Below are 20,865 nucleotides of genomic sequence, written 5' to 3'. Positions count from 1 at the left end.
TCCGGCCTGTCGGGCGCCAGATCGGCCTGCCCGCGAAGGTCGGCGCCGAGGTCGTACAGGCCGTAGTCGCCGAGCCGGCCGAGCTGGGAGAAGTAGTCGAGGACACGTGGTTGAGGCGATCCCTCCCAGCTCCGGCGCAGCTCCCTCTCAGTCCACCACCCGCAACAGCAGCACCGCCCGGCCCGGCACGGCGATCGTGGCCCCCGCGCGGTGAACGATTCCCGGCGCCTCTGCCTGCTCCTCCCGGGAGGTGTCGACCACGACCTCGTACCGCGCGGCCCACGGCGGCCCGGGCAGGACGAAGCCCGCCGGCCGGTCTCCCGCGTGCAGCACGGCGAGGAAGCTGTCGTCCACGACCGGTGCGCCCCGCGCGTCCCGGCCGGGTATGTCGCGCCCGGACAGATACATCCCCAGCGTCGCCGCCGGCGCGTACCAGTCCCGCTCCGTCATCTCGCCGCCCCGCGCCGTGAACCAGGCCAGGTCCCGCAGCCCGTCGGCGGAATGGGCCGCCCCGGAGAAGAAGGCACGCGTGCGCAGCACCGGATGCGCGTGCCGCAGCGCGATCAGCCGGGACGTCAGCTCGAACAGCGCCCGCCACCCGGGATCCTCCAGGTGCGACCAGTCGACCCAGCTGACCTCGTTGTCCTGGCAGTACGCGTTGTTGTTGCCCCGCTGCGTCCGCCCGAACTCGTCGCCCGCGACCAGCATCGGGACGCCCGTCGACAGCAGCAGCGTGGTCAGCAGGTTCCGCAGCTGCCGCCGGCGCAGCCCCCGTACCCGCTCCTCGTCCGTCTCGCCCTCCGCCCCGCAGTTCCACGCGCGGTTGTCGTCCGTCCCGTCCCGGTTGCCCTCCCCGTTGGCCTCGTTGTGCTTGCGCTCGTACGAGACCAGGTCCCGCAGGGTGAAGCCGTCGTGGGCCGTCACGAAGTTCACCGAGGCGTAGGGCCGGCGCCCGCCCCAGGCGTACAGGTCGCTGGACCCCGACAGCCGGTAGCCCAGATCCCGCACATCCGGCAGCGCCCCACGCCAGAAGTCCCGCACCGCGTTGCGGTAGCGGTCGTTCCACTCCGTCCACAGGGGTGGGAAGGACCCGACCTGATAGCCGCCCGACCCCACGTCCCACGGCTCCGCGATCAGCTTCACCCGGCGCAGCACCGGATCCTGCGCGATGACGGCGAGGAACGGCGAGAGCATGTCGACGTCGTGCATCGAGCGGGCCAGCGCCGCCGCCAGATCGAAACGGAAGCCGTCCACCCCCATCTCCGTCACCCAGTACCGCAGCGAGTCGGTGATCAGCCGCAGGACGTGCGGCTGCACCACGTGCAGGGTGTTCCCGCAGCCGGTGTAGTCGGTGTACCGCCGCGCGTCCGACTGCAGCCGGTAGTAGCCGCGGTTGTCGATGCCGCGCAGCGACAGCATCGGGCCCAGCTCGCCCGCCTCCGCGGTGTGGTTGTAGACGACGTCGAGGATGACCTCGATGCCGGCCGTGTGCAGCGCGCGGACCATCCGCTTGAACTCGCCGACCTGCTGACCGGTCGTCCCGGTCGCGGAGTAGCCCGCGTGCGGGGCGAAGTAGCCGATCGAGTTGTAACCCCAGTAGTTGCGCAGGCCCTTGCGCAACAGGTGGTCCTCGTGCGCGAACTGGTGCACCGGCAGCAGCTCCACGGCCGTCACGCCGAGCCGCACCAGGTGGTCGATCGCCGCCGGGTGCGCCAGACCGGCGTACGTGCCGCGCAGTTCCTCGGGGATGTCCGGATGCAGCCGGGTGAAGCCGCGGACGTGCAGCTCGTAGATCACCGAGTCCGCCCAGGGGGTCTTCGGGCGGTGGTCGTCCGCCCAGTCGTCGTCATCGTGCACGACGACACCCTTGGGGACATACGGAGCCGAGTCGCGGTCGTCGCGCACGGTGTCCGCGACCTGCTGCTGCGGCCAGTCCCGGACGTGCCCGTACACCTCGGGCGGCAGACCGAAGTCGCCGTCCACGGCGCGCGCGTACGGATCGAGCAGCAGCTTCGCCGGGTTCCAGCGGGCGCCGGTCCAGGGGTCCCAGCGGCCGTGCACCCGGAATCCGTAGCGCCGGCCCGGCAGCACTCCGGGGACGAAGCCGTGCCAGATCTCGTGCGTCAGCTCGGTCAGCGGCACCCGGGTCTCCCTCGGCTCGCCGTCCCGTTCGTCGAAGAGACACAGCTCCACCGCCTCCGCCCCGCCCGCCCACAGCGCGAAGTTGGTGCCCGCCACGCCGTCCGGGCCCACCCGGTAGCGCGCGCCGAGCGGGGTGGGCGCACCCGGCCACACGGGCACGACGGGCGCGCCGGGCGCCGTAAGCGATGCGCCGTTCCTCAGGGGGGCGGACTGCACGGGCAGTCCACCGCCCGCGGCACGTCCCTCCTGGACTGCCTCCTGCTCGGGTGCACTCGACACCGGTCAGCCTCCCGCGGCTCGATGGAACGCACGAAAAAGGGGCCCCGGCGTCCCGGCCACGGCTCCCCGTCGTGTCGTCCTCCCCACTGTTCTGCCCAGAGCATGGCTCGCACTCACGTTTCCCCAGGAGGGGCATGGTCGTTGGGACGGTCGTGATGCACGTACAGACGCGCGCGCGACGCGCCGGGGCCGCGCTGGCCGCCGCACTGACATGGGCCGCCCTGCTGGCCGCCGCCTCCGGCTGCACCTCGGGCGGCATGGACGAGGTGCTCGGCAAACCCCGCTCGCCCGAGGACGTCATCCGGATCTCGCCGGACGACAACAGCAAGAACGTGAGCCCGGGAAAGAAGCTGGTGGTGCGGGTGCCCAGCGGCCGGCTGGAGTCGGTGAAGGTGGTCAAGTCGCAGGACGCGCAGGAGTCCCCGGTGCCCGGTGGCATCGCCGACGACGGCGCGACCTGGCGGCCGGACGACGAAGGGCTGGCCCTCGCCGCCAAGTACACGGTGGACGTGGTGGCCCTGGACGGGCGCGGGCGCCGCTCGGCGCGGCACACCACCTTCACGACCGCCGTCCCCGACGAGCGGTTCATCGGGTACGTGACACCGGAGAACCGTTCCACGGTCGGCACCGGCATGATCGTCTCCCTGGAGTTCAACCGGGAGATCGAGAACCGGGCGGCCGTCGAGCGCGCGGTGCACGTGACCGCCCGGCCGGCCGTGGAGATCCGCCCGCACTGGTTCGGCAAGGACCGCCTCGACTTCCGGCCCGAGCGGTACTGGAAGCCGGGGACGCAGGTCACGGTGGGACTGCGGCTGCGGGACGTCGAGGCGGCCCCGGGCGTCTACGGACTGCAGTACAAGACGTTCACCTTCACCGTCGGGCGCAGCCAGGTGAGCCTGGTGGACGCCGCCGCGCACACCATGGAGGTGCGCCGCGAAGGCGACCTCCTCGCCACCGTGCCGATCACCGCGGGCGCTCCGAAGACGACCACGTACAACGGCAAGATGGTCGTCATGGAGATGCTGGAGGTGACCCGGATGAACAGCCGCACGGTCGGCTTCGGCGGCGAGTACGACATCCCGGACGTGCCCCACGCGATGCGGCTCACCGACTCCGGGACCTTCCTGCACGGCAACTACTGGGCACCGGGCGCCCCCGGCAACACCAACGTCAGCCACGGCTGCGTGGGCCTCAGGGACGTGAAGGGGGGCAGCTCGCAGACCCCCGCGGGCTGGTTCTTCGACCGCAGCCTCATCGGTGACGTGGTCGAGGTCGTCCGCAGCAACGACAAGCAGGTCGCTCCCGACAACGGCCTGGGCGGCTGGAACCTGAGCTGGAAGCAGTGGAAGGCCGGCACCGCGGTGAAGTAGCCCCGCAGAGCGGTACGCGCACGACGAACTCCAGCGTCGTCCCGGACGGTTGAACTTGGGACTGAACAGTGACAATCCCGGGGAGCCATCCCTCGTGGCCGTGTGATTAATTAACGCGATACGCGCGTGGGACGCGGCCGTGAGGCGCAGGGGTGCGCCGGTGTCGAGAGGTCATGGGGGTCCCCCCGCTCGAGCGAAGCCGAGAGTGGGGGAGCGCGGAGGCCCGGAGGGCCCCGCACACTCTGGCTCTCGACGCCGGCTTGGGCGCCCCGGAGCCTCACAATTGAAGCGGAGTGCGGGCCTGGATCAGGCCGTGCGAGGGGAGAACGACTGTGAACGGGCGACCGATATCGGGGGCGTCGGTTGGCGCACGCACACACCGGGGCAAGGGGATCCTGGCACTGCTGCTGGGTGTCCTGATGCTCGCGGTGACCGCATGCGGCGGGGGCGGGGGCTCGGACTCCGGGTCCGGGGACGGCAAGGGCAAGGGCGGTTCGGACACCGCGGACACCAAGGCGTCGCAGGCTGTCGTGACGATAGCGCCCAAGGACGGCGCGGACGGCGTGAAGACCAGCGGCGCCCTCAAGGTGACCGCGGCCAAGGGCAAGTTGACCGAGGTCGAGGTCGAGGACACCAAGGGCAACGCGGTCGACGGCAGGATCACTGATGGGGGCGCCAGCTGGACGCCCGCGACCCATCTGGCCTCGGCCACCAAGTACAAGGTCCACGCGGTGGCCAAGGACTCCGACGGCCGGGAGTCCGCCGAGGAGTCCGACTTCACCACGCTGACCCCGAAGAACACCTTCGTCGGCATCTACACGCCGGAGGACGGTTCCAAGGTCGGCGTCGGCATGCCGTTCTCGGTCCACTTCACCCGGGGCATCACGCACCCGGAGGACGTCGAGAAGGCCATCAAGATCAAGACCGAGCCGGCCGTCGACGTGCAGGGCCACTGGTTCGGCAACGACCGGCTCGACTTCCGGCCCGAGGAGTACTGGAAGGCCGGCACCAAGGTCACCGTCACCCTCAACCTCGACGGTGTCGAGGGCCAGCCCGGTGTCTACGGCAAGCAGGCCAAGACCGTGGAGTTCACCATCGGCCGCAGCCAGGTCTCCACGGTGAACGCCAAGACCCACAAGATGACCGTCAAGCGCGACGGCAAGACCCTCAAGACCATCGCGATCACCACGGGCAAGGCGGGTTACGACACCTGGAACGGCCAGATGGTCATCAGCGAGCGGCTGCGGGTGACCCGGATGAACGGTGAGACGGTCGGCTACGGCGGCGAGTACGACATCAAGGACGTGCCGGACGCCCAGCGCCTGACCAACTCGGGCACCTTCATCCACGGCAACTACTGGGGCGGCGACGCCTTCGGCAACTACAACGCGAGCCACGGCTGCGTCGGTCTGCGCGACTCGCGCGGTGGCGGCGACCGCAGCGCGCCCGCGGCCTGGTTCTACGACCACTCGATGATCGGTGACGTGGTGATCGTCAAGAACTCGAACGACAAGACGGTCGCTCCGGACAACGGCCTCAACGGCTGGAACATGTCGTGGTCGGACTGGACCGCCTGACAGCCGGCGTATTCCCTGCGGGCCCGGTGTGCTGTGACCGAGCACACCGGGTCCGTTGGCGTTAACCGCTACTAACCTGCTCCCATGACTGTGCATCTCGAAGTCGCCGAAGGCGTCGGCACCATCCGCCTCGACCGTCCGCCGATGAACGCGCTGGACGTCGCCACCCAGGACCGGCTCAAGGAACTCGCCGAGGAGACCGGCCGCCGCACGGACGTGCGGGCCGTGGTGCTGTACGGGGGCGAGAAGGTGTTCGCGGCCGGCGCGGACATCAAGGAGATGCAGGCCATGGACCACGCGGCGATGGTCGTGCGGTCCCGGGCCCTGCAGGAGTCCTTCACCGCCGTGGCGCGTATCCCCAAGCCGGTGGTCGCCGCCGTCACCGGCTACGCGCTCGGCGGGGGCTGCGAGCTGGCGCTCTGCGCCGACTACCGTATCGCCGGCGAGAACGCGAAGCTCGGCCAGCCGGAGATCCTGCTCGGGCTGATCCCGGGCGCGGGCGGCACCCAGCGCCTCTCCCGGCTGATCGGCCCCTCCCGCGCCAAGGACCTCATCTTCACGGGCCGGATGGTCAAGGCGGACGAGGCCCTCACGCTCGGCCTCGTCGACCGGGTGGTGCCCGCGGACGAGGTGTACGCGCAGGCTCACGCGTGGGCGGCGAAGCTGGCGCAGGGACCCGCGATCGCGCTGCGGGCCGCCAAGGAGTCGGTCGACGCCGGTCTTGAGACCGACATCGAGACCGGGCTGGCGATTGAACGGAACTGGTTCGCGGGGCTGTTCGCGACGGAGGACCGCGAGCGCGGGATGCGCAGCTTCGTGGAGGAGGGGCCGGGGAAGGCCAAGTTCCTCTGACGGACGGTCAAACCGGTGCGCCGGCCGGCGTCTGCGTCGCTCGTGCAGGCGGCGCAGACACTTCGTGCGGTCGGCCGGGTCGCTCGTATCGGCGGTGCGGCGCCGGGGAAAAATCGTGCCGCCAAGTTCCGCTGATCCACTTGCAGTTGACGCGATGTCTTACCCGGCGTCCCTCGAAGGGCTGGTTTATGTGCGCCTTAAGGCAACCTTAAGGTCAACTGACCGGGGGGCACGGGTGAAGGCCCCGAAGTGGGGGATCACCCCAGCTCAGAGGGGCTGCGGTCGTTCTTGAATTACCCGGGGCATATGCCGATCGGTTGCTTCGGAATGGGCGGTTCCGGGGGGCGTATTCCCTCGGAACCGCCCCGTAGGCTGTTCTGGGCGGCCATGATGGGGGCATGGCGGGGCTGGAGGGTATCGAACAGCCGCGGCGGCACGGGAGTGCGACCGCGGCGCGCTGGTCGCCTGCAATCGAGGACGAACGGGCGCTCAAGGCACTGGAGTTGTTCGGCAATCCGACAGAGGCCGAGGTGCCCCTGCCGTCCCGTCCGGAGTCGGCGGCCACCGCGCGCCGGCTCACCCAGGTCGTGGTGCTGCGGCACTGGGGTCTCACGCCGAAGATGACCGAGGACGCGGTGTTACTCGTCTCCGAACTCGTCGGCAACGCCGTGCGGCACACCGGCGCCCGGGTCTTCGGGCTCAGGATGCGCCGCCGCCGCGGCTGGATCCGTATCGAGGTCCGCGATCCCTCCCGCGGCCTGCCCTGTCTGCTGCCGGTCCAGGAGACGGACTTGAGCGGACGCGGCCTCTTCCTCGTCGACAAGCTCTCCGACCGCTGGGGCGTGGATCTGCTGCCCCGCGGCAAGACGACCTGGTTCGAGATGCGCGTCGCCGACCGCTGACAGCGCCGGGTGTGCAGAAGCCCCGACCGCAGGGCAGTCGGGGCCTCCAGAGGCGCAGCGGAGCCAGTTGGGGTGTGCCCCGCGGTGCCGGCGACGACCATGGCCCGGGTCAATGGGTGGATGTCGCACCTTCGACTATCGCAGACGCGCGCTGCTGATCCAAAAGAGTTTGGGGCCGTGAGGTGGGGGTTGTGTGAGCGGGCGGTGCGCCCGAGGTGTCCGGTCGTGCCGTGCGCGCTCCGTTCCGGTGCGCTCGCAACGGCCGTCGTCCGGTCGCCCCGTCGGCGCGTAGCTCCCGTGACTCCGTGACTCCGTGACTCCGTCGTCCCGTGCGTCCGGTCGCCGTGTCCGCGCGTAGCTCCCGACGGCCCGGGCGCCCGTCGCCCCGCGCGCCCGGGCCGTCGGCGTCGTACCCCGCACTTCCCGCGACCCGCGCCGTCCGCCAAACCGGTCAATAGGCATCTTTCGGGGTGAATAACCCTTAAATGGGGCGGGTGACCACGACCGACCGCCGTTCGGCGCTGCGCACGGGTGCCGGGCTCGCCGCAGCCGGAGCCCTCGCCACCTCGTGCTCCGCGACCGGGGCCGTCGTGCACCCGGCCGCGCCGGCCCGCACACCCGGCACGTCCGCGCCCCCGGGAGCGCCGAGGGCGGCCCCCGCGCCCCGCCGTTTCCCGGGGCAGCCCGTGCAGATCGAGCACGGCCCGCGCACCCGGCCCCAGGTCGCCCTCACCTTCCACGGCCAGGGTGACCCCGCCGTCGCGCACGCCGTCCTCGGTGAGGCCGAGCAGGGCGGCGCCCGCGTCACCGTGCTCGCCGTCGGCAGCTGGCTCGACGAGCACCCGGACGTGGCCCGCCGGATCCTCGACGGCGGCCACGACCTCGGCAACCACACCCTGCGCCATCTCGACATCAACGCGATGTCCGAGACGGACGCGTACGCCGAGATCCAGGGGTGCGCGGACCGGCTGCGCCGGCTGACCGGATCCATCGGCACCTGGTTCCGCCCCTCGCGCACCCCGCGGGCCTCGCCGCTGGTCGAGCGGGTGGCCCGCCGCGTGGGCTACCCGCACGTCCTCTCCTACGACGTCGACTCACTCGACTTCACCTCGCCGGGCGCCCCCGCCGTGACCCGCAAGATCGCCGGCGAGATCCGCGACGGGTCCGTGGTGAGCCTGCACTTCGGGTACGCGGACACGGTCGCCGCGCTCCCCGCCGTCCTGGAAGAACTCGACCGCCGCGGCCTGCGCGCGGTGACCACCACGGAGCTGCTGAGCTGATGCACCGCAACCGGAATCTCATCCAGCGCGCCCTGATCGCGGGCGCCGTCCTCACCGCTCTCGCGGGCTGCGGCAGCGCGGCCGGCGACCACGCCGACGAGGCCCTCGGCACGAAAGGGGCCGTCAAACCGGCCCAGCCGCAGCAGAACATGGTCAAGGGTCTGCCCGGGATGCCCCCCGTGCTCGACCCGACGGACGTCTACGCCGCCGACCGTCCGGGCAAGCTCTCACCCGCGGTCAAGGACTTCCCCTCCCGGGTGTACGTCCCCAACACCAACTCCAACACGGTCTCCGTGATCGACCCCGCCACCTACGAGGTCATCGAGACGATCCCGGTCGGTGCCCAGCCCCAGCACGTCGTCCCCTCCTGGGACATGAAGACGCTGTGGGTCAACAACGACAAGGGCAACACCCTCACGCCGATCGACCCGAAGACCGGCAAGGCGGGCAAGACCGTCGACGTGCACGACCCGTACAACCTGTACTTCACGCCCAACGGCAAGTACGCGATCGTGATGGCCTCCCTCGACCGGGAACTGGTCTTCCGGGACGCGCACACCATGAAGCGCGTCAAGTCCGAGCCGGTCAGCTGCTACGGCGTCAACCACGCCGACTTCTCCCTCGACGGCCGCTACTTCATCGTCTCCTGCGAGTTCAGCGGCGAGCTGCTGAAGGTCGACACCGAGAAGATGAAGGTCGTCGCCCAGCAGAAACTGCCGTACGACGGGGCCATGCCGCAGGACGTGAAGATCTCCCCGGACGGCAAGAGGTTCTACGTCGCCGACATGATGGCCGACGGCATGTGGGTGCTGGACGGCGACACCTTCTCCAAGCCGACGCTGCTGCCGACCGGCAAGGGCTGCCACGGCCTGTACGTCAGCCGCGACTCGCGCGAGATGTACATCTCCAACCGCGGCGAAGGAACCATCTCCATCTTCGACTTCACCCGGAACAGGCTGACCAAGAAGTGGCACCTGCCCGGCGGAGGCAGTCCCGACATGGGCGGCGTCTCGGCCGACGGCAAGGTGCTGTGGCTGTCCGGCCGCTACAACTCCGAGGTGTACGCCATCGACACCCGTACCGGCACCCAGCTGGCCCGCATCCCGGTCGGCAGCGGTCCGCACGGCCTCGCGGTGTACCCGCAGCCGGGCCGCTACTCCCTGGGCCACACCGGCATCTTCCGCTGAACCGGAGGGCGTTGGCCAACACTTCGCGCGGCAACCGGACTTGACCGACTCGCCGCCGTACGGGTGAGGGTCCCCGGCCCGTCGCCGCAGAGCCGAGATCGTGCTCGTCATGATCACAACTCGCCTGCGGCGGCGGGCCGCTGCCGTCGTGCTGTCCCTGGCGGCCGTCCTCGCGACCTCCGCCGCGACGGTCCCCGCGACGCCCGCCGTATCGCCCGCCCGGGCCGCCGCGCCCGCCTGTCCCCAGTTCTACGACCCGCTCACCGCCGCGGCCGACCGCCGGGTGGACGTCGGCCGCATCACCCCCGAGCCGGTCTGGCGCAGGACCTGCGGCACGCTCTACCGCAGTGACTCGCGCGGCCCCGCCACCGTCTTCGAGCAGGGCTTCCACCCGAAGGACGTCGAGAGCGGCCAGTACGACATCGAGCAGTACGTCCTCGTCAACCAGCCCTCGCCGTACGTCTCCACGACCTACGACCACGACCTCTACAAGACGTGGTGGAAGAGCGGCTACAACTACTACATCGACGCCCCCGGCGGGGTGGACGTCAACAAGACCATCGGTGACACCCACAAGTGGGCCGACCAGGTCGAGGTCGCCTTCCCCGGCGGCATCGCCCGGCAGTACGTCGTCGGCGTCTGCCCGGTCGACAAGAAGACGAAGACCGAGATCCTCAGCGACTGCGAGAGCAACCCGCACTACGAGCCCTGGCACTGAGAACGGCCGCCCTCAGTGGGCGAGAAGCAGTGCCTCCGCCCCGACGGGGCGGTAGCCGGCCGACTGGAACGCCCGCAGACTGCGGGCGTTCCCCGGGGACAGCTGGGACCAGACGGGCTCGTCGGCGAGATGCCGGGCCGCCGCGGCCAGCGCCCGCCCGAGCCCCCGGTGCCGCAGGTCCTCGTCCACCTCGACCGCCACCTCCAGGCGCCCCGCGACCCCGCGGCCCAGGATCAGCACCCCGCCGTCCGCCGCCCACACCCGCACCTCGTCACGGTGCTTGCGCGCCCGGGCCACCCGGTGATGGCCCGGGTCCTCGATCTCCGTCAGCGCGAGCGGCGGCGCCCCCGGGAGCGGGGTGGCGACGGCGAGCAGGTCGATCGTGTCGTGCGACCGCCCCGTGCGTTCCATGAACGCGGCGAGGAACCGCGGATTCATCGTCGCGGCGAGCGCGTCGCAGTCCAGCCCGTCCAGCGTCTCGCGCACCCACCCCTCGTCCTCGTCCGTGAAGACGACGGAGTGCGCGGTGAAGGCGAGGACGCCGGCGTCCCGGGAGGAGGGCTGCGGTACGACGACCGTGGTGCCGTCCGCCGGCGGGAAGGCCCCGAGGGCCGCGGCGTCCAGAATGTCCCGCAGCGTGTCCGCCATGACGCCCCGCTCCCTCACGTGAGTCTCCACCCGCTGGAGGCCCCAGACTCCCAGACATGATCGAAGACGGCACTGGTCTGTTCACCATCGGGCAGCTCTCCCGGAGCACCGGCCGCACCGTGCGCGCCCATCCGGTCCTGGCCGGACGAGGGCGCCCTGCCCCCGGTGAGCCGTTCCCCGGGTGGTCACCGGCTCTACGACGCCCGCGTCGGTGGCCCGCCTGGGTGGTCGCCGTACTGACGGCTGGTGCGGACCGTTAATCTGACCTCCGTCAGTAGGGCCGCAGGGCCTGCGTTATGCACCAAGAAGGGGCGGATCCGGTGGCGGACATCGAGGAAGCACGCAAGGCGTTCGAGCGGATCGACACGGACGGTGACGGGTTCATCACGCCCGCCGAGTTCAAGACCGCTCTCGCCCAGGGCGGGGACTGGAACGTCACCGAGTCGGTGGCGGAGGCCGTGATCGCCTCCCGCGACCTGAACGGGGACAAGCTCCTCTCGTTCGACGAGTTCTGGGCCCACCTGAACAAGTGACGCATCCCGCAGGGGCGCCCACCGGTCCTTCCGGCGGGCGCCCCTGCGGCGTCACCGGTCCCGGACGACCGCCGGCCCGGCCCGAAACGGCCGGAAACCGTGCTGTTTTCGGCCGCGTCACCCGCATGCCGCACAGCCTGGAATAGGGCATCCCAACCCGGGGTTGGTGATCCGCACCAGGAGCATCACCTCAGGAAGGGTCTGTCTCTCATGAAGATCGGCATCATCGGCGCGGGCAACATCGGCGGCAACCTCACCCGGCGGTTCACCGCTGCCGGGCACGACGTCTCCGTCGCCAACTCCCGCGGCCCTCAGACGCTCACCGCGCTCGCCGAGGAGACCGGGGCGACCCCTGTCCCGGTCGAGGAGGCGGCGCGCGACGCCGAGGTCGTGGTCGTCACGATCCCCCTCAAGGCCGTCCCGGACCTGCCCGACGGCATCCTGGACGGAGCCGCCGAGGGCGTCGCCGTCATCGACACCGGCAACTACTACCCCCAGCAGCGCGACGGCCGGATCGACGCGATCGAGGACGACGGCCTCACCGAGAGCCGCTGGACCGCCCAGCAGATCGGCCACACGGTCGTGAAGGCCTTCAACGGCACCTACGCCCAGGACCTCCTGGACCGCGCCCGCCCGGCCGGCGCCCCCGACCGCATGGCGCTCCCGGTGGCCGGCGACGACGCCGCCGCCAAGCAGCGGGTGCGCGACCTGATCGACGAGATCGGCTTCGACACCGTCGACGCGGGCGGCCTGGACGACTCCTGGCGCCAGCAGCCCGGCACCCCCGTCTACGGACTCCAGGAGGGCCTCGACGCGGTCACGAAGGCCCTGGCCGAGGCGCCCCGGGAGCGCCCGGCGGACTTCCGCGGCTAGCCGCCGTGGTCCGGTAGCCGAGAGTCGAGGCGCCCCCGGGCCGGGGGCAGCTCAGACGATCCGCAACGGCTGGTGCGGCCCGTCCGGCAACTCGATCGCGATCGGGTCCCCGGGCCGCACCACCCCGCCCTCCCGTACGACGCTCATGACGCCGGACTTGTGGGTGACACCGGTGCCGGTGCCCCGCCCCACGACCTGCTTGAGCAGCCCCTTCTGGAAACCGTCGATCTGCGCGCACGGGTTGCGCAGCCCGGTGATCTCGACGACCGCCTCGTCGCCGAGCCGCAGCAGCGCTCCGGCCGGCAGTCCCAGCAGGTCGATCCCGCGGGTGGTGACGTTCTCACCGAGTTCGCCGGCCGCGACGGCGAAGCCCGCCTCACGCAGTTCCTCGAACAGCTCCTCGTGCATCAGATGCACCTGGCGCAGATTGACGGCCGAAGCATCCCGCTGCATCCGGAACCGGTGTTTCACGGTCACGCCCGCATGCACGTCCCCCTCGACCCCGAGCCCGGCGAGCAGCCTGACGCTCTCCCGGTTCGGCTTGGTGAACGAGTACGTGCCATTACTGCTGACCGCAGTGACTTTCCCACCCATGGCGCGCAGCCTACGGCGTGGCCCATTCCTGCAGGTCGGCCTTGGTCGTGAAGTCCGCCACGTTCTTGTCGAGGGGGTCGTCGGTGTACTGGTGGAAGCGCCACTTCGCCTTGATGCGGGGCTTGCCCGCGGTGACGTAGTCGGCGATCCACAGGCCGTCGCCCGCGTACGAGGTGGTGTCGATGTTCAGCCAGAAGTTGCGGTTCGCGTAGAGGACGACCCGGTTGTCCGGGCGGAGTTCCTTCAGCGTCCGGATGAAGCGGTCCTTCTCGGCGTTGCTGGCGTGGGTGCCCTCGCCGGTGGTCTCCCAGTCGACGGCGAGGATGTCGCCGGCCTTCTCCGGGGCCTTGCTGAGGAAGTACTCGGCCTGGGCCGTGAGGTTGCCCGGCCAGAGGAAGTGGTAGAAGCCGACGACGCAGCCGGCGTCCCGGGCCCTCTTCACCTGGGCGCTCAGTCTGGGGTTGACGTACGAGCGGCCCTCGGTGGCCTTGACGAAGACGAAGGAGAGGCCCTCGGTGGAGTAGGAGGACGACTGGTAGGCGCTGACATCGATGCCGCGCAGCATGGGGGCTCCCTGTGCGGTGGGGGGACAGGCGAGGTGGGGGAAGCGACAAGTGAAGCATCAACTTCCTTGCGTTCTACCCGACTTCACTTGATCCACCCGTGACCGCCCGTGGCCGACGCCGACGCCGGCACGGTGCCCGATGCGAGCCGCCCGCCCTGCTGCTCCCGGATCCGTCCCAGGCCTCCCGGACCGGTGCCTCGCCGCCCTGCCGCCGCACGCCCCGGCCGCCCGACCTGCTGAGTGGCCTGGTCCGGGCTGCGTCCGGCGTTCCGGGCTGAGCCGCCGGTGTGGTGTTCGCGGCGCTGCTCGCGTCGCAGCTCACCGGGCCGAATGTTCCCTTGACGAGCTAGATCTCCTTTTCACGAGCTAACTGTCTTGTATATTGGCGCCTAGATTTTTATAGTCTCCTCATGGCTCCTGATAGGACTCCTTCGTGACCCGCAGAACCATTCCGCTGGTGGCCGGTATCTGCTGCATCGGCACCTCCGAGCTGCTGCCCGGCGGGATGCTCTCCCAGCTCGGCTCGGCGCTGGACGTCGACGTGACGACCGCGGGCCTGCTCGTGACCGTCTACGCCGCGACGGTCGCGCTCGCCGGCCCCGCCGTCACCGTGCTCACGGCGGGAGTGTCCAAGGCGCGCCTCGCCACCTGGCTGCTGGCGGTGTTCGTCCTCGGCAACGTCGTCATCGCGACTGCCGCCGACTTCCCTCTGGTCCTGCTGGGCCGGGTCCTCACCGCGAGCGTGCACGGGGCGTACCTCGCCACCGCGATCGTGGTGACCCAGCGGCTGCTGCCCGTCGAACGCTCCAGCAAGGCCGTCACCGCCATCCAGTTCGGCGTCAACCTCGCCACCGTGCTCGGCATCCCGGCAGGCGCCGCACTGGCCCAACTCGGCGACTGGCGTACCCCGTTCGCCGTGATCTCAGGGGTCGCCGCGCTCGCGACCTGGGGCGTGCACAAGGCCACCGCCCACCTGGACATCGGCACCCCCGAGCCGGACGCCCGGCAGGAGGTCTCGGCGCTGCTGAACATCGATGTCGGGCTCACGGTCGGGGCGACCGCGCTGTTCTCGGCGGCGATGTTCACGATCATCACCTACTTCGAGCCCAGCGCCGTCGCCGCCGGCTACTCCGCGAAGGCCGTCCCCGTCCTGCTGGTCGCCTACGGCGTGGCGAGCATCGTCGGTAACGTCATCGGCGGGCGTCTCGCCGGACGGGGCCGCGTGCCCGCGCTGCTCGCCGCCGCCGCGTTCATAGCCGGCTGCGCGTCCTTCCAGCCGCTCCAGCGCGACACGCTCACCTTCCCGATCGGCGCGGTGCTGTTCGCCCTCGCCACGTTCTCGCTCATCCCGGTCCTGCAGAGCGATGTCCTGGAGCTCGCCGCGGCGGCCCCGAGCCTGTCGCTGTCGGCCACCATGTCGGCATTCGGCGTCGGCGCGGCCCTGGGCTCGTTCGCGGGCGGGCGGGTCATCACCCACTTCCAGGACGTGCATGACGTACCCCTGGCCGCTGCCGCCCTCGCCCTGGGCGGCTTCGCCCTCTACGCGTGGCGGCACGCGCGACCGGTCTCTTCCCCCGTCGATCGCATCAAGGAGGCGTCCCATTTCCAGGCCTAGCACCGACCACCGCGCTCCGCTGCCGTCCCTCACCGGTCTGCGTTTCGTCGCGGCGGCGCCCGTGTTCTTCTTCCATCTGTCGCTGACGTTCATCCCCATGAACCCGTTCAGCGACCCGACCTGGGCCAATGCCTACAAGACCGTCTTCTGGAAGGCCGGCTGGGTCGGCGTGTCCTTCTTCTTCGTCCTCAGCGGGTTCCTGCTGATGTGGCGGGACTCCGACAGCCGCGGCTATCTGCACTTCTTCCGCAAGCGCCTGGTCAAGCTGTTCCCGTCCCACATCGTGACCTGGACCCTGGCCATGATCCTGTTCGCCGGAGCGGCCGCGTCCACCCCGTGGGACTACCTGCCGAACCTGTTCCTGGTGAACTCCTGGTTCCCGGTCCACGACATCTTCCTCGCCGTCAACGTCCCCAGCTGGTCGCTCTGCTGCGAGCTGATGTTCTACGCGCTGTTCCCGCTGATCGCGCCACTGGTGCGCCGCATACCCAAGGAGCGGCTGGCGCTCGCGCTGGCCGGCTGCGTAGCCGGGACCTTCCTGATCGCGGCCATCACCACGCTGCTGCCGAACACGCCGCACACCGACGGCATGCCGATCTCCACCGTCCAGTTCTGGTTCGGCTACAACTTCCCACTGCCCCGGCTGTTCGAGTTCACCTCGGGCATGGTCCTGGCCCGGTTGCTGGCCGCGGGCCGGCTGCCGGCGATCCGGCCCGCCGTCGCCTGGGGGGCGCTGCTCGTCGGCTACGTGGTGGCCGAACTGGTGCCGTTCACCTTCTCCTTCATCCCGTTCACGCTCGCGCCGCTGCTGCTGCTGGTCGGCTCCGCCGTCCCCCGCGACCTGGACGGGCGGACCAGCTGGCTGTCCTCGCGCACGATGGTGTGGCTGGGCGAGGTGTCGTTCGGCTTCTACATGACCCAGCACGTGCTGCTGTACACGCTGCGCGTCAAGATCCAGCACGGCGCCCACTACGCACCGCTGCAAGCGACCGCCCTGATCCTCGGCGCCTTCGCGGCCACGATCCTGGCCGGCTGGCTGCTGTACCGGCTGGTCGAGCTGCCGGCCATGAACCGCTGGGCCACGGCCCGCCGCCCGGAACTCCCGCGCGAGACGGCGGCACAGGCATCGGCGCCGGTCCCGGCGGAAGAGGAAGGCGTCGAGGCCGGGGCGGGGGTGTACTCATGAGCACCGCCCAGGTGACCGGCACCGGCCGCGGCGGCAACCTGCCCGGACTGGCGCTGGCCCGGCTGCCCGCCTCCTTCTTCATCCTCACCTCGCACATCGTCGGCGTGGGCCTCTTCGCCGACCAGGCACTCCAGTCCCACGTCTACGGCGCTCTGAGCAAGATCGGCTACACCTCGGTGTCGTTCTTCATCGTGCTCAGCGGCTTCGTGCTGACCTGGACCTCCCGCGGCACCGCGCTGGACTGGCGACGGTTCATGTCCCGACGCGTGGTCAAGGTGATCCCCGTCCATCTGATCGCCTGGGTGATCTGCCTGGCGCTGTTCGCCGCGACGACCTTCCCGCTCGGCACGATCCTGGCCAACCTGTTCCTCGTGCAGGCCTGGGTCCCGGACCACACCGTGTACTTCGCGGTCAACAACCCGGCCTGGACCCTGTCCGTGGAGATCTGCTTCTACGTGGCCTTCCCGCTGCTGTACGGGCTCCTGGTCAAGCGCTCCACGAGGACCCTGCGCACCCTCACCGTCCTGCTCACCGCGGCGGTCGTGGCCCTGCCGTTCGTGCTGTCGCTCTTCCCCGACGGCACCACCTTCCGCAGTCCCGGCATGAACTACCACGGCCGGCCCGAGGCCATCTCGGAGTGGAAGTTCTGGCTGGTCTACATCTGCCCGGCCGCGCGGATGGCGGAATCCGTACTCGGCATGCTGATCGCCCTGCTGCTCAAGCGGGGCGCCTGGCCCCGGATCCCGCGCTGGAGTGCCCTGGTGGTCCTGGCACCGGAGATCTACGTGGCGACCGAGCACGCCCACTTCGTCTTCGCCACGAGCGCGGTCACCATCACCGGCATCGTGCTGCTGATCGGTGCCGTCGGCGCCGGTGACCTGCGCCGCGCGCCGGAGCGGGCCGCGCCCGCCCTGTCCCGGTTCGGCCGCTTCACCTTCGGCGTCTACATGTACCAGTGGCCGCTGCTGTGGATGTGGTACCTGCACCGCTCGGGCGAGGGCTACAGCGGGGTCGAGGCACTGATCGTGTACGCCGGAGTCGTGGCGCTGACCGTCGTCGCCACGTATCTGTCGTACCAGCTCGTCGAGAAGCCCCTCGACCAGCGCTGGCGGCGCAAGAACGCGAGCCCGCGCCCGGCCCCCGCCCCCACGCCCGCCACCTGTGCCGACGGCACCCGCACCCCGGCCGCGGCGACCGCCGCGCGCGCCGGCGCCGCGGTGCCGGCCGAGCCCGTGCACCCGCGCTGACGCGGACCGCACCCCTCAGCTGTCCCGGTCGCCCCCGGCCGGGACGACGCCGGCCGCCGGCCCTGACAGAGGAACCGGTGGCCGGCCGTCCCACCCCCCAACGAAAACCCCGCAATACAAGCAGGAGGACATCTATGTCGCAGGATTCGACCGCCGTGGTCCTGGGCGGCGGCGGGCTCGCCGGCATCGGCTGGACCATCGGGGTCCTGGCCGCGCTGGAGGAGGCCGGGGCGCTCCGGCTGGCCTCCGTCGACCATGTGGTCGGCACGTCCGCCGGTGCCGCCGTGGCCGCCGCCGTACTCCAGTCCGGGGCCGGTGCCGAGTTCGACCGCACGGTCCGCAAGGGCCGACGCAACGCCGAGCTCGCCCCGGCCGTCGCCCTTGCCGACGTTCTGCCGGACGTGCTCGCCGTCCACGGCACCGACGAGTCCCTCGCGGCCAAGACCGAGAAGCTCGCCGCGCTGTCCCGGGAGCGCTCCGGCACCGACCCGGCCCGGCGCCGCGAGGTGATCGCCGGCCGGCTCCGGAAGGACGCCTGGCCCGACGCCCGGTTCTCGGTCACCGCGGTGCGCGCCGACGGCGAGGCCACCGTCTTCACCGCGGAGTCGGGTGTCGGCATCGTCGACGCGATCACCGCCAGCTGCGCCGTACCCGGTCTGTGGCCGGTGGTCACCATCGACGGCGTGGACTACGTCGACGGCGGTACGTACTCCCTCACCAACGCCGAACTCGCCGCCCACGCCGACCGCGTGCTGGTGCTGCGGCCGCAGCCGGAGCTGCCCGCGTATGTGACGGCCGAGCGGCAGCAGTTGCTGGACCGGGCCGTGGTGCTGGAGCCGTCGGAGCGGGCCCGGGCCGGCTTCGGCGCCGACCCCTTCGACCCCGACGTACGCGGTGTGGCCGCCGTACTCGGGTACGAGGACGGCCTCGCGGCCGTGCCGGCGGTCACGTCGCTGACCGGGAAATGAGACCGGTGACCAGCGTCGACAGCGCGCCCATAGCGGCGCCGGCGGCGGCCCCCGCACCCAGCGGGCCGCCGCCGGCGCCGGCCGGGCGGGGCCGGCGCCTGGACTCCCTGACCGGACTGCGCTTCTTCGCCGCGCTGTCGGTCTTCGTGTGCCACTCCTCCTACCTGGCCCTGCCGACCTTCGCCGACCACCACACCAACGTCGTCTTCCACGAGATCGCCAACCAGCTCGGCGGCCTCGGCGTGGCGTTCTTCTTCGTCCTCAGCGGCTTCGTGCTCACCTGGTCCTCCCGCACCGGCGACCGGCTCTCCGCCTTCTACCGCCGCAGGTTCGTCAAGATCCTGCCGCTGTACTACCTGGGCGGCGCGGCCGCCGTGGCCGTGTTCTGGGGCACCGGGACGAAGGTGTCGGACGTGGTCCGCTACGTCACCCTCACCCAGGTGTGGGTACCGAACCCGAAGCACAACTTCACCGTCCTGCCCCCGGGTTGGTCGCTCGCGGTGGAGGCGGTGTTCTACCTGGTGTTCCCGTTCGTGATCGCCCGGTTCCGCACCGCCCGCCCGCGCACCGCCTGGGCCGGGCTGGCCGTGTGTGTGGCCGGCGTGTTCCTGATGCCGGTCCTCGCCTACACCCTGCCGGCGGGGAACATCAAGCTGGTCAGCGAACCGAGCGTGACCGGCTTCCAGCTGTGGTTCGCCTACGTCTTCCCGCTCGGGCGGCTCTTCGACTTCTTCGCGGGCATGTTCGCCGCGATGCTGGTGACCTCCGGCCGGTTCCCCCGGGTGAGCCTGCCCTGGGTGCTGGCGTCGTTCGTCCCGGCGTACGTCGTGGCCGGCTACAGCCCGGTGCTGTTCGGCTGGCGGGCGCCGCTGATCGTCTCCTGCGTCCTGCTCATCGTGGCGGCCGCCCAGCGGGACGTCGAGGGCCGCCCCGGCGCCCTGTCGTCCAAGTCCCTGGTGGCGCTGGGCAACGCGTCCTTCGCCTTCTACCTGTGCCACTACCTGGTGCTCTACGTCCTGAACATCAAGGTGCTGCACGGCCCGTTCGACTCGGGGGTGATGGTCGCCTGCTATCTGGTGACGGCGCTCGCCCTCTCCCTCGCCCTCGCCGGCCTGTTGTACCGGTACGTGGAGATGCCGCTCGTACGACGCTTCGGCTCCGCGAAGGAGAGGCGATGACCGAGGTCCGGACGCCGGTGTCGAGCGCGCTGCTCGACACCGGCCGCACCGAGTACCTGCGCGCCGGCACGGGCGCCGGGCTGGCCCTCGCGCACGGAGCGGGCGGGGACGTCGAGTTGAACTTCGGGCCGCTGATCCGCGGCCTCGCCGGGCACCGCCAACTGGTCGGCACCCGCTACCCGGGCACCGGTGCCTCGGACCCGGCAGGCGACCTGGACGTGTTCGCGCTGGCGGACTCCCTGGTTGCCGCCCTGGTCCGCGAGGGCCATGAGCGGTTCCCGGTGGCGGGCGCGTCCTTCGGCAGCGCCGTCGCCCTCGCCGCCGCGTTGCGCCACCCCGACCGGGTCACCGGCCTGGTGCTCACGGTCGGCTTCAGCGAACCGGACGCACAATTGCGCACGGTCGCCTCGGTGTGGGCGGCCCTGGACGCGGCGCAGGAGAGGGCGGCGCTGGGCGCCTATCTGATCAGTCACCTGACGCACCCTCAACTCCTGGCGGAACTGGGGGAGAACGAGCACCGGGCGCAGGCCGCCGTGCTCGGCCACGGTCTGACCGGGGGCGGGCTGCGGCAGATCACCGCCGCCACCCGGGTGCGGCTCACCGACCGGCTGGGCGAGATCGCCGTACCCACCCTGGTCGTCGTCGCAGGCGCCGACCGGGTGGTACTGCCGGCCACCAGCCGTCTGCTGGGGGAGCGGATCCCGGGGGCGACGGTCATCGAGTACCCCGACGCCGGACACGCCTTCACCGAGGCCGAGGGCACGGTGTGGGCGCAGGACGTCGCGCGGTTCCTCGACGCGCACGGGGTGTGACAGGCACGGGAGTTCCGGGGCGCGGCCCGGCCGGCGGACGGTGAGTCCGACGACCGGGCCGCTGGTCTTCGCCGGGAGTTGGGGGTCTTGTGCGGTGACCCGTACAGAGGTCCGGCGTCATTCACGGGCGTCGGCGGCGTCCCGCCGTTGCTCGGGGACGGGCGCCACCCCGAGCGATACGACGGCCCGCAGCCGCGCCGGCCGTGCGGCGGACGGCGCAGTACCCCCAGGGGCGCCGGGCTGTGCTGCACCCCGAGGGGCGCCGGGCTGTGGCACCGCGAGGGGGCCGGGCTGTATCGGCATGCGGCGCCGCCGCGTGGGCGCGACCAGTTACAAGGG

General features: G+C 71.1%; 19 protein-coding genes and 1 pseudogene. 16 read left to right on the top strand and 4 right to left on the bottom strand.

Going from position 1 to position 20,865, the window contains the following annotated elements; genetic code table 11:
- Window positions 1-147 precede the first annotated feature (147 nt).
- The gene (glgX, locus tag ACFVYF_RS35500) at window positions 148-2,421 is read right to left on the bottom strand and encodes a glycogen debranching protein GlgX (RefSeq protein WP_389462160.1); all 2,274 of its coding nucleotides are present in this window, start codon (window positions 2,419-2,421) and stop codon (window positions 148-150) included.
- Between the two features lie 134 nt (window positions 2,422-2,555).
- On the opposite strand from glgX, the gene ACFVYF_RS35495 reads away from it, so the two are divergent.
- The 7 genes from ACFVYF_RS35495 (at window position 2,556) to ACFVYF_RS35465 (ending at window position 10,307) form a co-directional block, all read left to right on the top strand.
- Window positions 2,556-3,791 (top strand): Ig-like domain-containing protein, encoded by a 1,236-nt coding sequence (locus ACFVYF_RS35495; protein WP_389462159.1) that lies wholly within the window; start codon window positions 2,556-2,558, stop codon window positions 3,789-3,791.
- A gap of 332 nt (window positions 3,792-4,123) precedes the next feature.
- Window positions 4,124-5,368: an Ig-like domain-containing protein gene (locus tag ACFVYF_RS35490; RefSeq protein WP_389462158.1), complete on the top strand. Its 1,245-nt coding sequence runs from the start codon at window positions 4,124-4,126 to the stop codon at window positions 5,366-5,368.
- A gap of 84 nt (window positions 5,369-5,452) precedes the next feature.
- Window positions 5,453-6,220 carry an enoyl-CoA hydratase/isomerase family protein gene (locus ACFVYF_RS35485; protein WP_389462157.1) on the top strand — a complete coding sequence of 256 codons (768 nt, stop codon included), beginning with the start codon at window positions 5,453-5,455 and terminating at the stop codon, window positions 6,218-6,220.
- 398 nt (window positions 6,221-6,618) lie between these two features.
- Entirely contained in the window at window positions 6,619-7,122 is a 504-nt protein-coding gene (locus ACFVYF_RS35480; protein ID WP_389462156.1) for an ATP-binding protein, read from the top strand.
- 485 nt (window positions 7,123-7,607) lie between these two features.
- Window positions 7,608-8,402, top strand: coding sequence for a polysaccharide deacetylase family protein (locus ACFVYF_RS35475; protein ID WP_389462155.1), 795 nt, complete (start codon window positions 7,608-7,610; stop codon window positions 8,400-8,402).
- On the top strand, window positions 8,402-9,589 hold the full coding sequence (locus ACFVYF_RS35470) for a YncE family protein (RefSeq protein ID WP_389462154.1): 1,188 nt from the start codon (window positions 8,402-8,404) through the stop codon (window positions 9,587-9,589). Before ACFVYF_RS35475 ends, ACFVYF_RS35470 begins: the two co-directional genes overlap by 1 nt.
- A gap of 109 nt (window positions 9,590-9,698) precedes the next feature.
- Window positions 9,699-10,307: an ADP-ribosyltransferase gene (locus ACFVYF_RS35465; RefSeq protein WP_389462153.1), complete on the top strand. Its 609-nt coding sequence runs from the start codon at window positions 9,699-9,701 to the stop codon at window positions 10,305-10,307.
- 12 nt (window positions 10,308-10,319) lie between these two features.
- Here the strand turns inward: ACFVYF_RS35465 and ACFVYF_RS35460 are convergent, their stop codons facing one another.
- Window positions 10,320-10,955, bottom strand: a complete 636-nt coding sequence (locus ACFVYF_RS35460; protein WP_389462152.1) for a GNAT family N-acetyltransferase — start codon at window positions 10,953-10,955, stop codon at window positions 10,320-10,322.
- A 56-nt stretch (window positions 10,956-11,011) separates the two neighbouring features.
- Between ACFVYF_RS35460 and ACFVYF_RS35455 the strand changes: the two are divergent.
- The 3 genes and pseudogenes from ACFVYF_RS35455 to ACFVYF_RS35445 form a co-directional block, all read left to right on the top strand.
- Window positions 11,012-11,159, top strand: a pseudogene (locus ACFVYF_RS35455) (MerR family DNA-binding transcriptional regulator); the annotation flags it as partial.
- A 116-nt stretch (window positions 11,160-11,275) separates the two neighbouring features.
- A complete protein-coding gene (locus ACFVYF_RS35450; RefSeq protein ID WP_383281910.1) occupies window positions 11,276-11,488 on the top strand; it encodes an EF-hand domain-containing protein in 213 nt (70 codons plus the stop codon).
- Window positions 11,489-11,587: 99 nt separating this feature from the next.
- Window positions 11,588-12,361: an NADPH-dependent F420 reductase gene (locus ACFVYF_RS35445; RefSeq protein ID WP_389462151.1), complete on the top strand. Its 774-nt coding sequence runs from the start codon at window positions 11,588-11,590 to the stop codon at window positions 12,359-12,361.
- A 51-nt stretch (window positions 12,362-12,412) separates the two neighbouring features.
- On the opposite strand, the gene ACFVYF_RS35440 is transcribed toward ACFVYF_RS35445, so the two are convergent.
- Window positions 12,413-12,955, bottom strand: coding sequence for an MOSC domain-containing protein (locus tag ACFVYF_RS35440; protein ID WP_389462150.1), 543 nt, complete (start codon window positions 12,953-12,955; stop codon window positions 12,413-12,415).
- A gap of 10 nt (window positions 12,956-12,965) precedes the next feature.
- Window positions 12,966-13,520, bottom strand: coding sequence for a glycoside hydrolase family 25 protein (locus ACFVYF_RS35435; RefSeq protein ID WP_389462149.1), 555 nt, complete (start codon window positions 13,518-13,520; stop codon window positions 12,966-12,968).
- 433 nt (window positions 13,521-13,953) lie between these two features.
- On the opposite strand from ACFVYF_RS35435, the gene ACFVYF_RS35430 reads away from it, so the two are divergent.
- The 6 genes from ACFVYF_RS35430 to ACFVYF_RS35405 all read left to right on the top strand — a co-directional run bounded on the left by ACFVYF_RS35430 (window position 13,954) and on the right by ACFVYF_RS35405 (window position 20,526).
- A complete protein-coding gene (locus ACFVYF_RS35430; RefSeq protein WP_389462148.1) occupies window positions 13,954-15,135 on the top strand; it encodes an MFS transporter in 1,182 nt (393 codons plus the stop codon).
- Window positions 15,101-16,321, top strand: a complete 1,221-nt coding sequence (locus tag ACFVYF_RS35425; RefSeq protein WP_389462173.1) for an acyltransferase family protein — start codon at window positions 15,101-15,103, stop codon at window positions 16,319-16,321. The genes ACFVYF_RS35430 and ACFVYF_RS35425 overlap by 35 nt, the downstream gene beginning before the upstream one ends.
- A complete protein-coding gene (locus ACFVYF_RS35420) occupies window positions 16,318-17,568 on the top strand; it encodes an acyltransferase family protein (protein ID WP_389462147.1) in 1,251 nt (416 codons plus the stop codon). The genes ACFVYF_RS35425 and ACFVYF_RS35420 overlap by 4 nt, the downstream gene beginning before the upstream one ends.
- Before the next feature lie 134 nt (window positions 17,569-17,702).
- Complete coding sequence (locus ACFVYF_RS35415) at window positions 17,703-18,536, top strand: patatin-like phospholipase family protein (protein WP_389462145.1); 834 nt, start codon at window positions 17,703-17,705, stop codon at window positions 18,534-18,536.
- A 5-nt stretch (window positions 18,537-18,541) separates the two neighbouring features.
- Window positions 18,542-19,714 (top strand): acyltransferase family protein, encoded by a 1,173-nt coding sequence (locus tag ACFVYF_RS35410; RefSeq protein ID WP_389462143.1) that lies wholly within the window; start codon window positions 18,542-18,544, stop codon window positions 19,712-19,714.
- On the top strand, window positions 19,711-20,526 hold the full coding sequence (locus tag ACFVYF_RS35405) for an alpha/beta fold hydrolase (protein WP_389462141.1): 816 nt from the start codon (window positions 19,711-19,713) through the stop codon (window positions 20,524-20,526). Before ACFVYF_RS35410 ends, ACFVYF_RS35405 begins: the two co-directional genes overlap by 4 nt.
- The last annotated feature ends 339 nt before the right edge of the window (window positions 20,527-20,865 follow it).

Source organism: Streptomyces sp. NPDC058274 (assembly GCF_042881375.1).
In the GTDB taxonomy this organism is placed as follows: Bacteria; Actinomycetota; Actinomycetes; order Streptomycetales; family Streptomycetaceae; genus Streptomyces.
Note: the sequence above shows the minus strand (reverse complement) of the source record. Positions and strands in the feature narration are given on the sequence as shown.